The following is an 18,633-nucleotide window of genomic DNA, read 5'->3' as shown; positions in this document are numbered from 1 at the left end:
ATTAGTTATATGATTTTAGAATATCAAAACACAAATAAATGATAGCTTGCCATTCCGACCACGGGCGTAGTATTTCCACATGCAGTCACAATAATCACACTAGCCACTGCACCGGAACTGCCTGTCATAAAAAATATCCGCAGGCAATCATCCATGTCATTTCTATAAATACAAAGATGGAGACAAAATGGCAATGCAACGTTCTACCATGCGCAAGACCCTGCTGGCCGCGCTGATCGCCGACATCCTGTTGGCAGGCGGCGCCCACGCCCAGACTTCCGATGAACCCGTCGTCGATCCGTCCGCCAAGGTGGTGGTGAGCGGCATTCGCGCCTCGCTGTCGTCATCGCTCAACACCAAGCGCCAGCAGGATGGCGTGGTGGATGCGGTGTCGGCCGAAGATGCCGGCAAATTCCCCGACACCAATATCGCCGAATCGCTGCAACGCGTGACCGGTGTGCAAATCCAGCGCAACGGCGGCGAAGGGCGCTACATCTCGGTGCGTGGCCTGGGGCCGGAATTCAACAACGTTCTGGTCAACGGCCGTACCATGACCAGCGATACCGGCGGGCGCGAGTTTTCGTTCGACCTGCTGTCGTCGGACCTGATTTCGAAGGCGCTGGTGTACAAGACCTCGCAACCGTTCCTGCCCGAGGGCGGCATCGGCTCCACTGTCGATATCCAGACCGCGCGCCCGCTCTCGGGCAAGGTCGGCCACAGCTCGGTGGTCAATGTCTCGAGTGCGTGGGATTCCAATTCCAAAAAATACACGCCCAACGCCAGCGGCATGTATTCGTTCGCCAACGAGGACCGCACGTTCGGCGTGACCGGCTCGCTGTCGTACACCGACCGCGCGTCCAAGCAGAACAAGGCCATCAACGACGCCTGGAATTACCGCGACGTCTCGATGATCAACGGCGACCTCAACTCGCGCGGCCTGACCATGGCCGATGTCACTACCCGCAAGCTCTACATGCCGCAAAGCTACGGTTTCCAGCAGGAAGACGAAAGCCGCAAGCGCGTGGTCGGCAATCTGACCGTGCAGTACAACCCGTCGCCGACCTGGAAGCTGACCGCCGACGGCCTGTATTCGCGCCTCGACCAGAACAACAAGATCATCGCCTTCAGCGACTGGAACAACCCGGTGCAGCTGGGCGTGAAGTACGACCAGAACGACCAGGTGACCAGCTTCCTGCGCCCCGGATCCACTTTTTACGCCAACAACCCGGCCATCGCCGGCGCCGGCAAGCTGCTGGGCGAGGCCAATTCCAACGACATGATCGCCAAGGGCGGCGACCGGCTCTCGATCACCAAGGCATTCGGGCTCAATTCGAAGTGGAAGGTGGGCGACGAGTGGCGTATCGAAGGCGATATCTCCACCTCGCGCACCACGTCCGATTCGAACGACATGTGGGTGGTGGCCGGCATGATACCGAAGAACGGCGACACGCTGACCTTCGGCAGCACGCCCACCATCACCTTCGGCGACAATATCGCCGACCCGAACAACGTCAGTGCCCACGCCGTCTCCAACGGCGACATCCGCAATACCGACAAGCTGCATGAAGGACGCCTGAGCGCGGCCTGGCAACACGAGATCGGCTACTTCAAGGGCCTCGACACCGGCCTGGCCCACTCGCAGCGTAAGGTTGATCGCACCAAGTGGGGCAACGACGCCTGGAATGCGTTCAGCGGCTACCACGTGAAATTGCCGTCATCGCTGTTCACGGTGCAGCAGATGGAAGACTTCATGAACACCGGCGGCAAGATTCCGAGCCAGTACCTGAGCTTTGATCCGTACGCGTACATGAACTACCTGAACCAGCCGTCGCTGCTGCCGCAGTCGAACGACCCGGCCTATTACTCGGACCTGACGCGCTTCCCCAACGGCCCGATGGCGATCGACTACACCAAGCCGTCGATGTGGGCCGTGAAGGAAAAAGTGAGCAGCTTCTACGTCGATTCCAAGTGGGAGGGTAGCGGCTGGTCGGCCAACGCCGGCGTGCGCGTGGTGCGCGTGAAATCGACGTCCACCGGCATCAGCCGCGAACTGCTGTCGGCGGTGAAAAGCCCGAACGACACCACCTTCATCTCGGTGTGGGGCCCGAACCAGATCACCACGGTGGAAAACAGTTATAACAGCGTGCTGCCATCGGCCAACATCAAGTTCGACCTGCGCTCGGACATGCTGCTGCGCCTGGGCGCGTCCAAAACCGAGACCCGTCCCACGCTCAACCAGCTGGGGGTGGAAAACTGGTACGGCGGGCGCTTCGGCGACGTGCAGACCGGCGGCGGCAATCCCTACCTGAAGCCGATGCAGTCGAAGAACTTCGACGTCTCGTACGAGTGGTACCTGTCCAGGACCAACTACGTGAGCGCGGCCGTGTTCATGAAAAAAGTCTCGGACTTCCTCGAGACGACCATCGTCGATATGCGCATCCCGCAGTTCAACGAAATCGTCCACGACTCGCGCGTGCGCAACGGCCAGAAGGGCAAGATCAAGGGCGTGGAGATCGCCGGGCAGTACGCGTTCGACACCTCGGTCGGCTGGCTGCAGGGCTTTGGCGTATCCGCCAACTACACCTATGTCGATGCCAGCGCCCAGCGCGAAACCGATAACGTTGCCACGCCGTCGTGCGGCTATCCGGGCTTGTCGCCGCAGTCGTATAACGGCTCGGTGTTCTACGAGCGCGGCGACTTCCAGGCGCGCGTGAGCTACAACTGGCGCAACCACTTCTCGGTCGATTGCGGCGGCGGCAGCACCCAGGCCCGCAACCGTTCGGCCTACGGCCAGACCGACGCCAGCCTGCGCTACAACCTCACGCCCAACCTGGCGATCTACGCGGACGCAATCAACATCGCCAACTCGCGCACGCACGAGTACGCGGTCAACGAGAGTCAGTTCCTGACCCTGGAGGATGTGGGACGGCGGGTGAGTGTGGGGTTGCGGGCGGCGTTTTAAGCGTTGCCGGCGGGAGCGTCACGGCGGTGGTGACGTTCCTGTTTCCGGCAACGGGTTGGCGTCGATGCGAAACCTGCGCGTCCACTTGAACGGGCGCCAGACGGCGCTCGGGTCGGAGAAGAAGGGGAGGGCAAACGATGCTTGCGGCAGCAAGGTCAAGGTATAGACTAGGCCGCCGAAGAAGCGGAAGCGCACCGTGTCCGCTGCGGTCAGATCGAGATCCGAGAAGACGCCGGTGGAATACATCGCCACGATCAATGCCGAATCCAGCGTGTTAAGGTTCCGATCCAGCAGGACGATGCGCAAGCCTTCTTCGTACGGCACGTCATCGGTCATAAACAATAAAAGAAGATCACCCCACGCCAGCGCTGCTTCCAGCACGGCGCCATCGAGGACCTTGCCGGTTGGCTTGCCGGAAATCATCAGCTCGCTGGAAGGGACTTGTTCCGACGTTGTTGGCGTGATGGTGCGTAGCGCGTAGTGGTCAGATGGGGTGAGGTTCATGTGGTGCCTACCAGGCGTAGCTTGTGCCGAAGGCAGCCAATGCGCCGCCGACAAAAGCGCCCACTGTAACGCATACCGGAGCGGCCGGGCCGCAGGCCAGGCCTGCCAGCATCCCTCCTGCAACACCCCCTGCGATGCCGGCCCCGTTGACCGCCAATTCTTTCTTCGCTGCGGCGACCTTATTCCTTGCCGTTGCTATTTCATAGACAGACAGCGCGACCGCAATAAACACCACGCGACGGCTGACATGGGAAAGAGTTGCCATCGCGTGCGTGACGCGGGCGTTCGATGTGCCCGCCGAAATCACGATGCTGGCGTAAATTGCGTTTTGTTGAGTGCCGGTCAAGCGTGAGAAGACAGCACTGCTTCCGTGAGCCTTGGCGGTCTTGCTCGCCACCAGATGATTGAGGGGAATGCCATCTTTTTTCATGTACTCTGCGATGGCGCGTCCGACCGGCGTGCCGCGCGACCGTATGACTTCCATGATGGCATTGCGCGCCACCTGCGCTTCACGCGCCGCATCGGCCCAGCTGAGGCGATCGGCCAATGCCTCGGCATGCAAGCGGTCGGACATGCGCTTGATTTCCTTGGCATAGGCAGCGCGTGCGTGTGAGTCGATGGTCAGATGGGTGCCGACATTGGCGATTTGCGCCTCGAGGGACTCGATTGCGCTATCGAATAATGCCTCGTCATTGCTGGCTTGCGTGGTCGCCATATGAACGCTCCTGATGTAGAAAGGTCGGAGGCTTAGCGTATGGGGGATGATGATGCGGAGAATTGTTTTGTGACAACGGGGTTGGCGATTGTCCCCGATGCGATTACCATGTCCAACCCTGAAGTCAATCGCATCAACAAGAGAGGATGGTCGCATGACCTACGAAGAATACCTGGATGAGGTCACCACGCTGATCTTCGAAAAATTTGGCGTGGCCGAGGCTGCGGCTGTAAAACTGGTGGTGGCGGCGCAGGACAAGGAGTTTTTTGTCAGGCACGACGAGGACGAAAAATTGCGCACGGTCGAGCAGGCGCACCAGGATGCCAAGGCGATCTACGAAGCGTCGCAACTCGGTGTCAAGAAAGCTCCCAAGCGCTAAAAACCACCCCGCCCGGGTCAGTGGCGCAGGACGATGGTCACCAGCGTCACCGAATCGGCCAGCGCCTTGACCGCATGCGGCGCCCCGCCTTCGAGGTACAACATCTCGCCGCCGGTGAGTGTGGCGGTGGTGGCGCCCATGATGAAGGCGATCTGTCCGCTGAGGCACTGGAACGTGATCTCTCCCTTCACATGATGCTCCGGCATGTCTTTCCCTGTGGGCAGTACCAGCCTGATTAATTCGATCTGTTCCGTCTTGGTCAGTGCGATCGAGGAGAACTGCGTAATGTCTTCGTCGGCGCGCGTGAGCGCAATGACTTGACCGGACGTTGCATGTGCCAAGGCCATGATGTCTCCAATGCCAGGTGAGGGATGAGAATTCTAGCTCACCTGCCATAGTCCGTCATTGGCCGGCATGGCAACGTAAAATCCACGTGGTAGTGCTCGTCGTGCCGTATCCACGGCGTCGCCTTCATGAACGTCACCGACCTGCGCAGGTATTCGCCGCGCTTGGTCCGGTACAGCTGCGCCACCAGTTCCCTCTGAAAGATCACGCGGTTGATCGGCGCGCCGTGCTTTTTCGCCGCGATCGCCAACTGGTACACAGCTATTCGGCGACGGCTTCAAAATCGATCTGTACTGTCAATCCTTGCATTGGCTCAGGTTCGCATCGATCCATGCCGCCACGTCTGTCACCGGCAGGGCGCGAACGCTGTTGAACGTGGCAGCCTTGTCCCAGGCGACACCCCTGCCTTGCGCGAAGGCCGCACGATATTTACGCATCATGTTGTGCGGGTCGCGAGCCAGTTCGGCCATCAGATATTGCTCGCTCCACGCCGAACGGCTGAAGGGGCGGCGCAGCGATGCCTGCAGCTTGTCGGCAACTTCACCGTAAGTCACGGTGTCGCCGGCCAGGTACACGATCTCGTTGCGGATGCGCGGCGTAGCAAACAAGATCTCAGCCGTCAGCGTACCGATATCGTCGGGCGTGGTCAGCGTCACTGCCGTGTCGAGACTGCCGAGGGCGTGGACGGTGTCGTTGTGCAGGTCCACCACGCCGAATTCGGGTTCAAACAGATAGCTCATGAACATACCTGTCGAGATGATCACCCACTCGGTGTGGTGCTGACTGCGCAGCAGCTCGCGCACATCGAGCTGCGCATCGAAGATATCCTGTGGGCCGCCGCGTCCGATCACGTCGAAATCGACGCCGAATTGCCATGGGAAATACCTCGGGATCTGCGCTTGCAAGGCGGCGCGCGCCAGTTTCATGGGGGTGTCGATGCCCGCCGCATAGCCAGCGCAACCGACCACCGTGTCGTATTGTGCGAACACGGCGGCAAGTTCTTCAATCGAGCTGTTCACGAGATCGCCGATAACGATCTCGATCCCGAGATCGCGGATTTCGGCGATATCACGTTGCTTGGCTGGCGCAGACGATGCCACAGCACTCGCACGCAGCAGCACGCTGATCTTGATACCGGCCATGTCCTGGGACCGGTGCGCAAGACCGCGCAGCACCGGTAGGCCCAGTTCTCCCGCACCGAGCACGAGAATGTTTTGCGACATGGCGTCAGGATTTGACGCGTTCATGGTGAGCGATACTGGAAGTTGGCGATCTTGATCGGACATGATGATTTCTCCTGTAGATGTGATGCCTGCACTTTAACGAGTGCTCCCGCGCGGAAAAAGTAGCGGCAGCGGTTTTCATCATTCAGGAAATGCGAACAGTGTTGGTTTATAGTGCCGTTCTATCAATCGCTACCAGGACCCCACATGGATCGCGTACAAGCAATGCAGGTATTTCTGCGCGTGGCCGACAGCAGGAGTTTTGTCCGTGCCGCAGAGACCCTGGGCTTACCGGCATCATCGGTCACGGGCATCATCAAAAGGCTCGAAAAGCATTTGCAGATACGCCTGCTGCACCGTTCCACCAGGAACCTCAGCCTGACGCCGGAAGGCGAGCGTTACCTGGAACGCTGCCGCGAGATCCTCGACCTGATCGACGATACGGAATCGAGCCTGCAAGGCGAGGGCGGGCGCCCGCAGGGGCGGCTGCGCGTGGATATGCCGGGTGGTATCGCGCACGCGATGATCGTGTCGCAGCTGGCGCAATTCCAGCAGCGCTATCCCGATATCTACCTGATGATCGGCACCAACGACCGCCAGGTGGACCTGATACAGGAAGGTGTCGACTGCGTTATCCGTACCGGCCACCTGCATGATTCGACACTGGTCGCGCGCCGCTTGGGCGAGCTGCGCTGGATCACCTGTGCGGCGCGCAGCTACCTCGATGAGAAGGGTGTTCCGGAGCGGCTGGAGGATTTGCAGCGACACCGGGCAGTTCATTACTTTTCCAGCACCACGCGGCGTGGCAGCGAGCTCCATTTCGTCGAGAACGGCGAGCGCATCGCCGTTGCCGTGCCGGGGACGGTGGCAGTCAACCAAACCGGGCTGTATATCAAGCTGGGTCTTGACGGACTAGGCCTGATACAGCTGGCCGAGACGCTGGTATCGGACCATTTGCGCACGGGCGCATTGGTCGAGGTACTGGCCGACATGCGGCCGGCACCGGTGCCGGTATCGCTGGTCTATCCCCATCACCGCTTTCTCTCGCCGGCCATGCGGGCCTTTGCCGATTGGACTGCCGAGGTATTCAGTGATGCCTGCTGATGCAGCCCAAAACAAAAACGCCCACAAACCGAAGCTTGTGGGCGTTTTTGATGAATCTTGGTAGGCCGTGCGGGATTCGAACCTGCGACCAACGGATTAAAAGTCCGCTGCTCTACCAGCTGAGCTAACGACCCAAGGGTGCTTCGGTGGTAGGCCGTGCGGGATTCGAACCTGCGACCAACGGATTAAAAGTCCGCTGCTCTACCAGCTGAGCTAACGACCCCCGAAGAAGCGAGATTATAGGATGTTTCAACACATCCTGTCAAATGCCTGCCGGACAATTTATTTGTCCGACCGCCTCAAAGCAGGCGCTTACTTGCCGCCCAGGCGCTGCTTGGCCGTCACGGCTGCCTGCGAGTCCGGGAACTGCTTGATCAGGTCCTGCAAGGTCTTCTTGGCCGCCTTGTCTTTCAGCTCGGTCTGGCAGCTGGCGATGTTGAGCATGGCGTCCGGCGCTTTCGGGCTGTCTGCGTAGTTCTTCAGCACCACTTGCTGGGCCGCGATGGCGCTCTTGCAGTCGCGCTGGGCGTAGAACGAATTGCCGAGCCAGTACTGCGCGTTGGGCGTGTACACGGAAGCAGGGTACTGGCGCACGAAGGCGGCCAGGGCGTCGCCGGCGGCCTTATAGTCGCCGGCCTTGAACTGGGTCATGGCGGCGTCGTAGTTGCGCTCTTCGCTCGGATCGACCTGGGCGGTTTTGCCGTCCACGTTCACTTCGCGCGGCTCAAGTTTGCGCATGCGCGTGTCGAGGTCGGTGTACAGGTCGCGCTGGCGCTTCTGGGCCATCGATACTTCGTTGGCCAGCACTTCGATCTGGCCGCGCAGCTTGGCGATCTCCTGCATCGTGTTGTCGTTCTGATTGATCATGTCCAGCGTGCTGGACTTGTCGGACTTGGTTTCGAGGCGGGCGTTGGTTTCGACGCGCAGGGCTTCGACCTTGGCGCGCAGGTCCAGCAGGGCCTTGCGGGCTTCGTCGTCATCGAACAGGCCGGCATGGGCTTGCAGCGGCAGCCAGGTCATCGCAGCGAGCACGGCGGCGGAGACGCCGGATTTGGAGAGTTTCATCATGTCGGGCGCTTTCAACAAATCAAAATGGAAACGGGGCGATGCCTGGACTTGGGGACCAAGTCCGGGTACCGCCCCGTATTATGCCTGTGACCCGGCAAAAGAGAAATTACTTGTAAACGATGTCGGCGCGGCGGTTTTCAGCGCGTGCGGCTTCGTCGGTGCCGGCAGCTTTTGGCTTCTCTTTGCCCAGCGAGACGGCTTCGATTTGCGAATCCGACACGCCCAGGGTGGTCATGGCTTTACGCACGGCCTCGGCGCGTTTCAGGCCCAGGGCCAGGTTGTACTCGGAGCCGCCGCGGTCATCGGTGTTACCCTGGATCAGGATCTGGCGCGATTTGTTTTTCGCCAGGTAAGCCGAGTGGTTTTCCACCACTGGACGGCCATCGGCGCGCACGCTGTAGCTGTCATAGTCGAAATACACGCTGCGGTTGGCCAGCACGCCTTTTGGATCGTCCAGCGGGTCGAGCGACTTGGTTTCAACTGGCGCCACGGTGCGGGTGTCCGCTGGTGCCGTCGCCGGGCCGGTGGCTGGACGCTCCACCACTGGTGGCGGGGTGTTTTCCTTGATCGGGGTCGACGAGCAAGCCGACAGGATCGCTGCGGTGGTCAGGACGAGGGCTAAGCTGCTGATTTGACGCATGAGTTTCTCCTAGTAACGTTAGATTTTGATTGTTTTACTGCATGAACGGACCCCAGGTGGGCTCCTTGATGTTGCCCGCCTGAGTGGTCAGACGTTGCTTCACACGGCCATCCACCGAGACCACGGCCAGCGACTTGCGGCTGCCTGCCGTCGTGGCGTACATGATGTACTTGCCATTCGGCGCGAAGCTCGGCGATTCGTCGCTGGTCGTATCCGACAGGCGCGTTTCCTGGCCACTGCCCAGGTCGAGCACGTACAGCTGGAAGTTGCCGTCGCGGCGCGAGATATAGGCCAGGGTCTTGCCGTCCGACGAGACGCGCGGGCTGGTGTTGTAGGTGCCGGAGAAGGTCACGCGCTTGGCGTCGCCGCCGCTGGCGCTCATGCGATAAATTTGCGGGCCGCCGCTGCGGTCGCTGGTGAAGTAGATGCTCTGGCCGTCGGCCGACCATTGTGGCTCGGTATCGATGCCGCCGTTGCTGGTGACGCGGCGCAGGTTGCTGCCGTCGGCGTTCACCGTGTAGATCTCGTAGTTGCCGTCACGCGACAGCGCCACGGCCAGCTTGTTGCCGTCCGGTGCCCAGGCTGGCGCCGAGTTATTGCCTTTTTCATTGGCCACCACGGTGCGGGCGCGGGTGATCAGGTTCTGGATGTAGACGACCGGCTTTTTCTGCTCGAACGACACGTATGCGACCTTGGTGCCGTCCGGCGACCACGATGGCGAGATGATCGGCTCGTTGGAACGCAGCGCCAGTTGCTCGCCTTCGCCATCGGCGTCGGCAATCATCAGCATATTGCTGCGGCCTTCCTGCTTTACATACGAAATGCGGGTGGAAAACGCGCCGCGCACGCCGGTCAGCTTGAAGAACACGTCGTCGGCGATCAGGTGCGCGGACAGGCGCGTGAACTGGGCGGTCACCGCCTTGTCCAGGTTGGAGATTTGCGATTGCTTGACGGTGTCGTACAGTTTGTAGCGCACGTCGTAGCGGCCATCGGCCATGGCATTGACGGTGCCAACCACCAGCGCATCGGCGCCCTTGGCTTTCCAGCCGCTGTAGTCGACGTTGTTGACGTCGCTGATCACACCGGCGTCAATGATTTTAAAGGCGCCGCTGCGCTCGAGGTCGGCCTTGATGATGGCCGACACCATGTGCGGTGCCACGCCTTCGTTGGCGAAGCCGGCTACGGCGACGGGGATCTGGTTGCTGCCGGCGCCCGAAATCTCGATGCGCATCTGCGCCTGGGCGCTGCCCATGGTGGCCGCGATGGTCAGGCCGGCGTAGAGAATGATGTGTTTAAATTTGGTTTGCATTAGTGCATATCCTTCATGTTGAAGTTCAGTTCCAGTTCGCGCTCTACCGTACCATCTTTTTTCTTCGGGAGCGGTGACGATTTGGCAATTGCGTTCTCGATCGCACTGTCGTACGCAGGTGAGGCGCTGCCCTTGATCTTGCGAACGCCAATAATTTCACCGGTTGGCAACTGGGTGATCTTGTAGGTTGCCGTCAGCGTATCGTCGGTGCCGCCATAGACCAGGTTGTTCTTGACCTTGGTACGGATCGCTGCCGCGTAGCCGCCATCAACCTTGCCGCCAGTCGATTGAGCAGCCGTGCCGGTGGAACCCTTCGATGCAGATCCGGTAATCCGGCTCATTTCCGCAGCAAACGCTTTTTCCTTGGCGGCCTTGTCAGCCTTGTCGGCCTTTTCCTTGGCCAGTTTCTCGGCTGCGGCCTTTTTCTTGGCTTGCTCGGCGGCGAGTTTCTTCTCTTTCTCTTCCTGTTCTTTTTCTTCCTCTTCCCGGGCTTTTTGCTCGGCGAGTTTTTTCTGCTCAAGCTTCTTCTTGGCGTCGAGCTTGGCCTGCTTCTCGTCCGCCTCTTTCTTCAGCTGAGCTTCCTTGAGTTCCTTGGCCTCGGCGATCTTATTCTCTTCCTCGAGCTTTTTCTTCTTTTCTTTCAGGCGTTCGAGGGCGATGTCGGGTGCTTTGGGCGCAGGTGGCACTTCCACCGGCGGTGGTGGTGGAGCTTTGACCACGGGCGGCGGCATGGGTTCAGGCTCCGGCGCCGGTTCTGGATCAGGTTCCGGTTGGGGTTCCGGCGGGGCGGCGGGGGCGGCGTCCTGCACCGTCATGTCCCAGATTTCTGCCTGGACTTCGGTCGGTTCGGTGTTCTGCCAGCTCACGCCCACCCACAGGAACAGCAACAGCACCGCGTGCACCGATACGGCAAGTATCGTTGCGCGCCAGCCATTGTGTTGTCGCGGCACCTTGTACGGGCCGCCTGCGGTAGGGGGATTCATCTATTCAACGTTCTTATTGAGTGGCCAAACCCACGCGGGTAATGCCCATTTTCTTTGCTTCCGAGATCAGCTGGATCACGTCATCGTACTTGCTTTCCTTGTCGCCCGAGATCAGCACAGGGTAGTCGGGATGCGCCTCGTGCAAGGTGCGCAGTTTTTTCACCAGCGCATCGCGGCTTGGCGCCGTCTCTGGCGCGTCCGCATCCTTGCCCTTGACGCCGATCGACAGCGCGCCGTTCGGCTTGATGACGATCTGCACGTAGTCGCTGGGCGGCTTGGTCGATTTTTCCGCGTGCGGCAAGTCCACCACCGAAGCGTCGTTGGCCGATGGCATGACCATGAAAATGATCAGCAGGCACAACATCACGTCGATGTACGGCACGACGTTGATTTCGGACTTGAGCTTGCGGCCACGGCCACCGCGCATGCTGCTGTTAAAAGAAGAACCCATGATCGCTCTGCCTTATCAAATGCCCGCGCTTAGCGCGACTGGCGTTGCAGGATGTTGGAGAACTCTTCGACAAAGCTCTCGAAGCGGATCGCCAGGCGATCGATATCGTGCGAGAAACGGTTGTAAGCCACCACCGCAGGAATCGCCGCGAACAGGCCGATGGCGGTGGCGATCAGTGCTTCGGCAATGCCGGGCGCAACCGCTGCCAGCGTGGCTTGCTGCACATTGGCCAGGCCACGGAACGCGTTCATGATGCCCCACACGGTACCGAGCAGGCCGATGTACGGCGACACCGAGCCGACCGAGGCCAGGAAGGCCAGGTGCGATTCGAGCACGTCCATCTCGCGCTGGAAGGCCGCGCGCATGGCGCGGCGGGCGCCGTCCAGGATGGCGCCGTGGTCCATGCTTTCACGGCTGGCGGCGTAGGCAGCCTTGCTCTTGATGAATTCGCCCATGCCGGCCTCGAAGATGCGGGCCAGCGGGCCGCTGCCGGCGCGGTCCTTGCCGGCGTTCTGGTGCAATGCGTGCAGGTTGCCGCCGGCCCAGAAGGTCTTTTCGAATTCCACGGTCTGGCGGCGCGCGGAACGGACCGCGAACAATTTGCTGAAGATGTACGTCCAGCTGACCAGCGAGATAATGAGCAACAACGCCATGATCAACTGCACGATCAGGTGGGCATTGGTGATGAGGGAGATGAAAGAGAGGTCTTGGGTGACGTTCATTGTTTATCAGTCTGATCAGTCGGAGATTACGTAGTGACGCATTTTTTCGGCCACGGCGGATGGTATGGCGCGCAAGCGCATGGCGGTATCGACGCAGGCGATGGTGACCTGGGCCGAATTCAACAATTGCTCGCCACACCATGCTTGCTGCTGGAATGCAACCGATGCACGGCCTAGCTTTTGGATGCCAAGTGTTAATTTTATTACGTCGTCAAGCTTTGCAGGCGCATGATACTCCGAGGTCACACTTTTGACGACGAACAACACGTCATGTTCCTGCTGCAATGCGTGCTGGTTCACATTGAGGTGGCGCAGCCATTCGGTACGGGCCCGCTCGAAGAATTTCAGGTAGTTGGCGTAATAGACGATCCCGCCGGCGTCGGTGTCTTCGTAATAGACCCGGACATTCCAGTCGAACTGTGCTGGCATGTTGTATTGAGTGCAAATAAGATTGAGCAACATTCTACGCGAATTTATTGCGCTGGTTGAAGGAAGGACGGGCCAATTGCGTCCTTCCCCTGCAAAATTCAGCGTAAATTAAGTTTCACCACCCATTTATCACGGCCGTGATCAGAGCGTACGCTTGATATTGAGCGGACCGTAACCCTGGCAGGTCGGCATCATCTCGATCCGGTTGATATTGATATGCGCGGGCAGGGTGGCAATCCAGTACGCGGTGTTGGCGATATCGTCGGCGGTCAGCGGCGTGGTGCCTTCGTACACCTTGGCGGCGGCCTCGTCGTTGCCCTTCATACGCACGTTGGAAAACTCGGTGCCGCCGCACAGGCCGGGCGCCAGGTTGGTGGCGCGCACGCCGGTGCCCACCAGGTCGGCACGCAGGTTGAGCGTGAACTGCTCGACGAAAGCCTTGGTTGCGCCATAGACGTTGCCGCCCGGATAAGGCGTATCGCCGGCAACCGAGCCGATATTGATGATGGTGCCGCTGCCGCGTTTGACCATGTCCGGCAGGATAGCGCGCGTCATGGCAACCAGGCCGCTGACGTTGGTGGCGATCATGGTGTCCCAGTCGTCCAGCGACGATTCGTGGGCCGGCGTGACGCCCAGAGCGAGGCCGGCGTTATTGACCAGCACATCGATCTGGCGCCAGGCTTCCGGCAAACCGGCCAGCACGGCAGTAATCGACGCGCGGTCGGTCACATCGAGCACGACCGGCAGGGCAGCGTCGCCCAGTTCAGCGGCCAGGGCCTGCAGGCGGTCGGCGCGGCGGCCGGCGATCAGGACTTTATGGCCGTTTTGAACGAAGATGCGGGCCATGGCAGCGCCGAAGCCGGCGGAGGCGCCAGTGATGAAGACGATCATGAGGTTTCCTAGAGTGAGTGACAGGGTGGCAAAATTGTAGCTGAAATGCCCAATGTTGCCCGGCGATGCCGCGAAATGCCGATGTTGCAAATTAGATCAGCCCGGCTTTCTCGCAAATTTGCTCAAATCTGGCGCATAAATTACAATCCCGGTTCCATTACGTCTCACGTAACTGGCGAAAAGCTGCGGTCAGCCCCAAAATGGTGCGCTGGTCTGTCGGCGAAAGATGGACATCCATCGGGAAACGTGAGATTTCAACAGCCGTTCGCCTGGGCAGCCCATCGATGGAATGCACGAAAGAGGCTGCCTGTCCGCTTTGGCTTCCCTCATTCGATCCAACCTGCCAGCAACAACGTTACTCATTATTGGAGTTTTTTCATGTTCGCAAAAGATCACACCCTCGCCAGCGTTGACCCGGAACTGTTCGGCGCCATCCAGAACGAAAACACCCGCCAGCACGACCACATCGAACTGATCGCGTCCGAGAACTACACCTCGCCAGCCGTCATGGAAGCCCAAGGCTCCCAGCTGACCAATAAATACGCCGAAGGCTACCCAGGCAAACGCTACTACGGCGGTTGCGAATACGTGGACGTCGTCGAGCAACTGGCGATCGACCGCGTAAAACAACTGTTCGGCGCGGAAGCGGCCAACGTCCAGCCGAACTCCGGCTCGCAAGCGAACCAGGGCGTGTTCTTTGCCGTCCTGAAACCAGGCGACACCATCATGGGCATGTCGCTGGCCGAAGGCGGCCACCTGACCCACGGCATGCCATTGAACATGTCCGGCAAATGGTTCAACGTGGTGTCGTACGGCCTGACCGCTGAAGAGGACATCGACTACGACGCGATGGAAGCGCTGGCCAAGGAACACAAGCCCAAGCTGATCATCGCCGGCGCGTCAGCCTTCTCGAAAAAGATCGACTTCGAACGTTTTGCAGCCGTTGCCAAGGCAGTGGGCGCTTACTTCATGGTCGATATGGCCCACTACGCCGGCCTGATCGCTGCCGGCCTGTACCCAAACCCGGTGCCACACGCCGACTTCGTCACCTCGACCACGCACAAATCGCTGCGCGGCCCGCGCGGCGGCATCATCCTGATGAAGGCAGAGCACGAGAAAATCATCAACTCGGCCATCTTCCCCGGCATCCAGGGCGGCCCGCTGATGCACGTCATCGCCGGCAAGGCAGTGGCATTCAAGGAAGCACTGACGCCTGAATTCAAGGCTTACCAGCAACAAGTGGTGATCAACGCCGACGTGCTGGCCAAGACCCTGATCAAGCGCGGTCTGCGTATCGTTTCGGGCGGCACCGAGTCGCACGTGATGCTGGTGGACCTGCGTCCGAAGAATCTGACCGGCAAGGAAGCCGAAGCGATCCTGGGCACCGCCCACATCACCACCAACAAGAACGGCATCCCGAACGATCCGCAGAAACCGTTCGTGACCTCGGGCATCCGCCTCGGTTCGCCAGCGATGACCACCCGTGGTTTCAAGGAAGCCGAAGCGGAAGAAGTGGGCAACCTGATCGCCGACGTGCTGGACAACCCGCACGACGCCGCCACCATCGAGCGTGTAAAAGCTGCTGTTAAAGTGTTGGCCGACAAGTACCCGGTCTACGCCAAGTAATCCCCTGGCGCGCCGGCGGTCACCACCGGCGCGCCGTTTCAATATTCAGTGGCTCATATGAAATGTCCGTTCTGCCAGCATGACGATACCCAGGTTCTCGATACGCGTGTATCCGAGGAAGGGGATGCCATCCGCCGTCGCCGTCGCTGCACGAAATGTGATAAACGATTTACCACGTACGAACGCATCGAACTGGTGATGCCGGCCGTGGTCAAGAAGAACGGCAGCCGTACCGAATACTCGGCGGAAAAATTGCGTGGCAGCCTGTCGCTGGCCTTGCGCAAACGCCCCGTGGCGGCGCCCGCCGTCGATGCGGCGGTCTCGTCCATCAAAGAAAAACTGCTCACCAGCGGCCTGCGCGAAGTCGATACCGGTTACATCGGCGAACTGGTCATGCAGGAATTGCAGCGCCTCGATACCGTGGCCTACATCCGTTTTGCTTCCGTCTACAAAAACTTCGAAGATCTGGCCGAGTTCCAGAATGCGATTGCGGAAGTGGGTGAGGAAAGCAAGCCGCGCAAGACCGAGTGAGCGCCTGACCAGGCATCCCCTGCTGCGTTGCAGCTTTTGCGCCGTACATTCGTACTATCTTCGTCGCTGCGTCTTGCGCTGAGGGTTGCGTCAGGCACGCCTAGTCGCCGCCACCACCGCAACCTCCGCCACCGCAGCCGCTGCTATCGCCGCCGCTGTCTCCACCGCCATCGCTGTCGCTGCTGTCGCCGCTCCCGGTGCCTGAGCCGCTGTCGCCACCGCCCAGGTGGGCACCGCAGTAGGTATCGCCTCCACCACCACCGCCTTGCTGACCCTTGCGCGCGACACCGTCGCAATCGGGTACGTACACGAAGCCGTTCGGGATGGCCAGCTTGCTGTCGAGCGCAAACAGCAACGGCAGCCGCGACGGATGGCGCGGATCGATATTTTCCTCGGCGCAGGCCAGGCGCCAGGTGCGCCGGATGCCGTCGTTGCCACGGTGGCGCTGGTCGAGCGCGATGGCCGGGGTGTGGTGCAGGGTGCCGCCGAACGCCTTGCGGCAAAACTGTTCGTAAGCCCGGGTGTAGAGGATGAATTCGTGCCACAGGTCGTCCACCACCTGCGACGGCATCGACACAAACTGCCCGCCACTTTTCAGGTGTACCAGGAAGAACTGGCGCAGTCCCTGTGCCACCAGCTGGCAATCCTTGGGCGTCAGTTGCGGATGATGAACTTGCAGTGCTTCGAACAATCCTTTCGGCAGCAGAAACTCGCGGATGGTGGCCTCGCGCCGGGTGCGGCGCTGGCGCTGCCAGACAAAACCACCACCGCAAGCCAGGCAAGTACCGGCAACGGCAAGCAGAATACTCATAATTGGCCCCGATCACATGGTGGACCATGATTGCTTAAAAGTTAACCGAATGCAAGCGCCTGATCTTACTTCACCGCGTCACTGTCGTGTTCGCCAATTGTTGTCAACCGCCCGAACACAAGCGCACGCTTGATCCATCTCAGATCTCAGCCATAAAGCACTGCTAACGTCGAACTCTGTCCTCGTCATGTAGCGGAGGTTGGCCGTGCGCTCAGGTACAAAGTTGTGGTCGGTTAGGGGCTTCACCCTGCTCGAGGTGCTGATTGCCGTGTTCGTACTGGCGGTGGGCATCGTCGGTGGCGTGTCGATGCAACTGGCGGCCATGCGCGCGCGGCACCAGAGCGCCTTGCTGGCGCAGGCATCATTGCTGGCGACCAGTATGGCCGAACGCCTGCGCGCCAACCCGTCGCAGATGCAATTGCCCGACGGTGCCAATCCCTACCTGACGCTTGACTACGATGTGCTCGACCAGCCACCACCCGCGCCGCCGGCCGTGCTGTGCTACGCCGATGCCTGCAACGCGGCGCAACTGGCCTGGTTCGATCTCTACGAAATCAAGACCGCCCTGCGCACGCACCTGCCCAGCGGCCGCGTGGTGATCTGCCGCGACACCGGCCTGTGGAGCGGTGGCACCTTGCTGTGGCCTTGCAGTGGCGGGGCCGGTGCACCGCTGGTGATCAAGGTAGGCTGGCGCGGCAAACGCGCCGACGGTACGCCGCAAGTCGATCGCACCGGCCAGCACGTGCCGGGCGTGGCGCTGCCGGTCGGAGCATTGTGATGAAGCGCCCGCGCCAACATGGCGGCTATCGGTGCACGTCGATAAGGCGCACGCGACAGCAAGGCAGGTATCGCAGCACATTGATGAAGCTTACGCACCGACAAGGCCGTTATCCGAGCACGTTAATGAAGTGCACGCGCAAACAGGGCGGGTATCGGCGTACGTTAACGAGGCGTGGGCGTGAACAGGGCCTGTCTCATAGCAGGTTCATAAAGCTCACGCGCCAGGACGGCTGGAGCCTGGTTGAGTTGCTGGTTGCCGCCGGCCTGGGGCTGTTGTTGACCTTGTTGGCTGGCAGCCTGCTGCTGGCGTCGGCCGGCAACTATCGCCATCACGCCGAAAGCGCCTGGCTCGACGATGGCGGCCGTTATGCGCTCGAGATCATGGCGCAGTCGGTGCGGCAGGGCGCTTACGTCAACTGGGACAGCATGGCCGCGCCGGTATCCATCGCCGACGATGCACCGACGTTGATCAGCGGTTGGGATGCGCACAGCTTGGGCAAAGCCAGTTATGGCATCGGTACGCCGCTGCCAGCCGTGGCCAACGGCAGCGATGTGCTGGCTGTGCGCTTTGCCGGTCACGGTCAGGGCACCAGCGGCGATGGCTCGAGCATCAACTGCGGCGGCTTCGGCGTGGCGGCGCCCGATGATGGTGACGAGCTCGGCTGGAGCATCTTCTATGTCGCACTGGGCGAGGGCGGCGACGGCGAATTGCGCTGCAAATATCTGGGCAATGGCAACTGGGGCGCGGACGCCATCGTGCGCGGCGTCGAATCGTTCCAGGTGCTATACGGCCTGGACACCGACCAGCCCGCCGACGGTGTCCCCAACCGCTATCTGAACGCTACTGCCATCCGCGCCCTCGACAACGCGCTGGCGCCAGCAGGTGCCACGCCAGAAGAACAACAGCGCGACCTGCAGCGGCGCAGCCACTGGAAACGCGTTTGCACCGTCAAGCTGGCCTTGCTGCTGCATGGCGACGGCAACACCCGCAGTGACACCCGCGCCATGCAATTCGACCTGTTCGGGCCGGCATATGCAGACGGCTACAGCCAGGACCTGGGCACGCGCATCATGGAAGTGCAGATCTCGGCGACGGAACGATGGCGGGCGCGGCGCCTGGTAGGCGTGACGGTCATGCTACGCAACAAGAGCGGGTGACA

Annotated in this window: 21 protein-coding genes, 2 tRNA genes and 1 riboswitch; of the genes, 7 read left to right on the top strand and 16 right to left on the bottom strand. The window is 60.6% G+C overall.

Annotation, left to right across the window (positions count from 1 at the left end):
• Positions 1 to 193 precede the first annotated feature (193 nt).
• Positions 194 to 2,962 (top strand): TonB-dependent receptor, encoded by a 2,769-nt coding sequence (locus F8197_RS16950; protein ID WP_227012285.1) that lies wholly within the window; start codon positions 194 to 196, stop codon positions 2,960 to 2,962.
• A gap of 18 nt (positions 2,963 to 2,980) precedes the next feature.
• Here the strand turns inward: F8197_RS16950 and F8197_RS16945 are convergent, their stop codons facing one another.
• Entirely contained in the window at positions 2,981 to 3,466 is a 486-nt protein-coding gene (locus F8197_RS16945; protein WP_152882803.1) for a hypothetical protein, read from the bottom strand.
• Positions 3,467 to 3,473: 7 nt separating this feature from the next.
• Complete coding sequence (locus tag F8197_RS16940; RefSeq protein ID WP_152882802.1) at positions 3,474 to 4,181, bottom strand: hypothetical protein; 708 nt, start codon at positions 4,179 to 4,181, stop codon at positions 3,474 to 3,476.
• Between the two features lie 154 nt (positions 4,182 to 4,335).
• On the opposite strand from F8197_RS16940, the gene F8197_RS16935 reads away from it, so the two are divergent.
• Positions 4,336 to 4,560, top strand: a complete 225-nt coding sequence (locus F8197_RS16935) for a hypothetical protein (protein ID WP_056139494.1) — start codon at positions 4,336 to 4,338, stop codon at positions 4,558 to 4,560.
• Between the two features lie 17 nt (positions 4,561 to 4,577).
• On the opposite strand, the gene F8197_RS16930 is transcribed toward F8197_RS16935, so the two are convergent.
• Genes F8197_RS16930 through F8197_RS16920 form a run of 3 tightly spaced genes read right to left on the bottom strand, consistent with a single transcriptional unit; the run spans position 4,578 to position 6,152 of the window.
• Positions 4,578 to 4,907 carry a cupin domain-containing protein gene (locus tag F8197_RS16930; RefSeq protein WP_152882801.1) on the bottom strand — a complete coding sequence of 110 codons (330 nt, stop codon included), beginning with the start codon at positions 4,905 to 4,907 and terminating at the stop codon, positions 4,578 to 4,580.
• A gap of 38 nt (positions 4,908 to 4,945) precedes the next feature.
• Positions 4,946 to 5,164, bottom strand: a complete 219-nt coding sequence (locus tag F8197_RS16925) for a hypothetical protein (protein WP_227012284.1) — start codon at positions 5,162 to 5,164, stop codon at positions 4,946 to 4,948.
• Positions 5,165 to 5,201: 37 nt separating this feature from the next.
• On the bottom strand, positions 5,202 to 6,152 hold the full coding sequence (locus F8197_RS16920; RefSeq protein ID WP_152882950.1) for an aromatic alcohol reductase: 951 nt from the start codon (positions 6,150 to 6,152) through the stop codon (positions 5,202 to 5,204).
• Positions 6,153 to 6,335: 183 nt separating this feature from the next.
• Between F8197_RS16920 and F8197_RS16915 the strand changes: the two genes are divergently transcribed.
• Positions 6,336 to 7,232: a LysR family transcriptional regulator gene (locus tag F8197_RS16915; RefSeq protein WP_152882800.1), complete on the top strand. Its 897-nt coding sequence runs from the start codon at positions 6,336 to 6,338 to the stop codon at positions 7,230 to 7,232.
• 58 nt (positions 7,233 to 7,290) lie between these two features.
• Here F8197_RS16915 and F8197_RS16910 read toward each other — a convergent pair.
• From F8197_RS16910 to F8197_RS16865, 10 genes are all read right to left on the bottom strand, one after another.
• A tRNA-Lys gene (locus F8197_RS16910) sits at positions 7,291 to 7,366 on the bottom strand.
• A gap of 13 nt (positions 7,367 to 7,379) precedes the next feature.
• A tRNA-Lys gene (locus tag F8197_RS16905) sits at positions 7,380 to 7,455 on the bottom strand.
• An 89-nt stretch (positions 7,456 to 7,544) separates the two neighbouring features.
• The gene (gene ybgF / locus F8197_RS16900) at positions 7,545 to 8,300 is read right to left on the bottom strand and encodes a tol-pal system protein YbgF (protein ID WP_152882799.1); all 756 of its coding nucleotides are present in this window, start codon (positions 8,298 to 8,300) and stop codon (positions 7,545 to 7,547) included.
• A 106-nt stretch (positions 8,301 to 8,406) separates the two neighbouring features.
• On the bottom strand, positions 8,407 to 8,940 hold the full coding sequence (gene pal / locus F8197_RS16895) for a peptidoglycan-associated lipoprotein Pal (protein WP_019920558.1): 534 nt from the start codon (positions 8,938 to 8,940) through the stop codon (positions 8,407 to 8,409).
• Between the two features lie 34 nt (positions 8,941 to 8,974).
• Positions 8,975 to 10,249, bottom strand: coding sequence for a Tol-Pal system beta propeller repeat protein TolB (gene tolB / locus F8197_RS16890; RefSeq protein WP_056139504.1), 1,275 nt, complete (start codon positions 10,247 to 10,249; stop codon positions 8,975 to 8,977).
• Complete coding sequence (gene tolA, locus F8197_RS16885) at positions 10,249 to 11,232, bottom strand: cell envelope integrity protein TolA (protein WP_152882798.1); 984 nt, start codon at positions 11,230 to 11,232, stop codon at positions 10,249 to 10,251. The genes tolB and tolA overlap by 1 nt, the downstream gene beginning before the upstream one ends.
• A 13-nt stretch (positions 11,233 to 11,245) precedes the next feature.
• Positions 11,246 to 11,683, bottom strand: coding sequence for an ExbD/TolR family protein (locus F8197_RS16880; RefSeq protein ID WP_152882797.1), 438 nt, complete (start codon positions 11,681 to 11,683; stop codon positions 11,246 to 11,248).
• A 29-nt stretch (positions 11,684 to 11,712) separates the two neighbouring features.
• Positions 11,713 to 12,405: a protein TolQ gene (gene tolQ / locus F8197_RS16875; protein ID WP_056139510.1), complete on the bottom strand. Its 693-nt coding sequence runs from the start codon at positions 12,403 to 12,405 to the stop codon at positions 11,713 to 11,715.
• 15 nt (positions 12,406 to 12,420) lie between these two features.
• Positions 12,421 to 12,834, bottom strand: a complete 414-nt coding sequence (gene ybgC / locus F8197_RS16870; RefSeq protein WP_152882796.1) for a tol-pal system-associated acyl-CoA thioesterase — start codon at positions 12,832 to 12,834, stop codon at positions 12,421 to 12,423.
• Positions 12,835 to 12,975: 141 nt separating this feature from the next.
• A complete protein-coding gene (locus F8197_RS16865; RefSeq protein WP_152882795.1) occupies positions 12,976 to 13,725 on the bottom strand; it encodes an SDR family oxidoreductase in 750 nt (249 codons plus the stop codon).
• A 158-nt stretch (positions 13,726 to 13,883) separates the two neighbouring features.
• A riboswitch (ZMP/ZTP riboswitch) is annotated at positions 13,884 to 14,007 on the top strand.
• Positions 14,008 to 14,103: 96 nt separating this feature from the next.
• Here F8197_RS16865 and glyA point away from each other — a divergent pair.
• Together glyA and nrdR are read left to right on the top strand one after the other, a co-directional pair.
• The gene (gene glyA, locus F8197_RS16860) at positions 14,104 to 15,351 is read left to right on the top strand and encodes a serine hydroxymethyltransferase (RefSeq protein ID WP_019920551.1); all 1,248 of its coding nucleotides are present in this window, start codon (positions 14,104 to 14,106) and stop codon (positions 15,349 to 15,351) included.
• 57 nt (positions 15,352 to 15,408) lie between these two features.
• Positions 15,409 to 15,882 (top strand): transcriptional regulator NrdR, encoded by a 474-nt coding sequence (gene nrdR, locus F8197_RS16855; RefSeq protein ID WP_152882794.1) that lies wholly within the window; start codon positions 15,409 to 15,411, stop codon positions 15,880 to 15,882.
• 100 nt (positions 15,883 to 15,982) lie between these two features.
• On the opposite strand, the gene F8197_RS16850 is transcribed toward nrdR, so the two are convergent.
• Positions 15,983 to 16,693, bottom strand: a complete 711-nt coding sequence (locus tag F8197_RS16850) for a hypothetical protein (RefSeq protein WP_152882793.1) — start codon at positions 16,691 to 16,693, stop codon at positions 15,983 to 15,985.
• A gap of 205 nt (positions 16,694 to 16,898) precedes the next feature.
• Between F8197_RS16850 and pilV the strand changes: the two genes are divergently transcribed.
• Entirely contained in the window at positions 16,899 to 17,471 is a 573-nt protein-coding gene (gene pilV, locus F8197_RS16845) for a type IV pilus modification protein PilV (protein ID WP_373996897.1), read from the top strand.
• Between the two features lie 248 nt (positions 17,472 to 17,719).
• Positions 17,720 to 18,631, top strand: coding sequence for a PilW family protein (locus F8197_RS16840; protein WP_227012283.1), 912 nt, complete (start codon positions 17,720 to 17,722; stop codon positions 18,629 to 18,631).
• The last annotated feature ends 2 nt before the right edge of the window (positions 18,632 to 18,633 follow it).

It is taken from the genome of Duganella sp. FT27W, from assembly GCF_009295655.1.
GTDB lineage: Bacteria > Pseudomonadota > Gammaproteobacteria > Burkholderiales > Burkholderiaceae_D > Rugamonas > Rugamonas zoogloeoides.
This window is presented reverse-complemented; position numbering and strand designations above follow the sequence as displayed.